General features: G+C 32.5%; 2 protein-coding genes and 1 pseudogene. All 3 read left to right on the plus strand.

Going from position 1 to position 1,691, the window contains the following annotated elements:
- Positions 1-584, plus strand: a 584-nt coding sequence (locus WFK35_RS22610; protein WP_336734875.1) for an alpha/beta hydrolase, incomplete at its 5' end; no start/stop codon positions are given.
- An 18-nt stretch (positions 585-602) separates the two neighbouring features.
- On the plus strand, positions 603-1,304 hold the full coding sequence (locus tag WFK35_RS22615; protein WP_336734877.1) for a DUF6624 domain-containing protein: 702 nt from the start codon (positions 603-605) through the stop codon (positions 1,302-1,304).
- A gap of 8 nt (positions 1,305-1,312) precedes the next feature.
- A pseudogene (locus tag WFK35_RS22620) lies at positions 1,313-1,691 on the plus strand (phenylacetic acid degradation bifunctional protein PaaZ); the annotation flags it as partial.

Below are 1,691 nucleotides of genomic sequence, written 5' to 3' on the forward strand. Positions count from 1 at the left end.
TGGTTCAGTTTTTTAATCAAATGTATTCTATGCCGGAAACCATTGTGGTTGGAATTGCAAACATTGACAGAAAGAAAGATTTCACTTTTCATACAGATTTGAAAGATTTACAGAAAGATTACCCTACAACGGGACATTCAGATAAGTTTATTAATTTTTTAGATAAAGAATTGAAGCCTTATATTGAAAGTCATTTTAAGACAACAGATAATTATCTTTTCGGACAATCGCTTGGCGGACTTTTAGCAACTGAAATTTTATTGAAAAACCCTGAAATGTTCAATAACTATTTTATCATCAGTCCGAGTTTATGGTGGGATGATGAAAGTCTTCTAAAACAGGCTCCTCAATTATTGTCTAAAATTAAGGATATTAAAAAATTCATTTATATTTCCGTTGGAAAAGGGGAGCATCCTGTAATGGTAAAAGATGCAGAAGATTTATTTGATGTTTTAAAAAAATCTAACAAGAAAAACTGGACGATAGAATATAAAATGATGGAAACAGACAATCATGCAACAATCCTACACAGAAGTTTGTATGAAGGTTTGGTAAAATTGTTTCCGTATCAGGAACCGAAATAGAAATTAAAAACACAAGTCATGAAATATTTATTTTTTGCCATTTTCTTTTCAGTTTTAATATATGGTCAGAAAATTGAAAAGGAGAAAATTAATATTCAGCTTAAAAATGAACTGGCTCAGATTAATTATGATGATCAGATCTATCGTGAATTGATGCAACCTGATATTTCTTTGGAAAGAAAACAGCAAATCATAAATGAAAAGAAGCTGACAGAAGAACAGGCGACTGTTGGTTTATGGAAAGTTATGCAAAAGCAGGATGATGAAAATTTGGGAAAAATTGAAGAAATTCTTGCAAAATATGGTTATCCCGGAAAATCATTAGTTGGAGAACCGGAAAATAAAACCGCATGGATTGTTATTCAGCATTCCGCGAAGATCAAGCAGTATTTACCTATTATAAAAGAAGCAGCGGAAAAAAAAGAAATTCCTTTCACATTATATGCAATGATGCTTGACAGGCAACTTATGCAGGAGGGAAAAGAACAAATCTACGGAACTCAGGGAACTTCGTTTAATATTATGAAAAGTGGAGTTACAGAAACTATTTCATTAATTTGGCCAATTAAAAATTTTAATGAAGTTAACAAATTAAGAAAAGAGGTAGGATTTTCAGAAACAATTGATAGCTATGCTAAAGATCTTTTTGGGAATGATTTTGTGCTTAAAAACTACACATTAGAAGAAGTCTTAAAACTTCGAAATAAGAATAAAAAGTAAAAAACTATATGGAAAAGTTAAAAAACTATATCTACGGCGAATGGATCGAAGGAAACGGAAACGGAATTCCTTTGTACAATGCTGTAAACGGAGAACAGGTTGCCATTTCCGACACAGAAGGTCTGAATTTTGAGCAGGCTTTGGATTACGGAAGAACAGTAGGTTACAAAAACCTTTCATCCATGACGTTCTACGATCGTGGAGAAATGCTTAAAAAAGTAGCACTTTATCTCCTTGAAAGAAAGAAAAAATATTACGAACTATCGTATAAAACAGGAGCAACTCACGTTGATTCTTGGGTAGATATTGAAGGAGGTTTTGGTACATTCTTCACGTATTCAGGATTGGCAAAAAGAATGCTTCCGAATACACCGTTTTGGGTAGATG

Source organism: Chryseobacterium sp. VD8 (assembly GCF_037149975.1).
Classification (GTDB): Bacteria; Bacteroidota; Bacteroidia; order Flavobacteriales; family Weeksellaceae; genus Chryseobacterium; species Chryseobacterium indicum.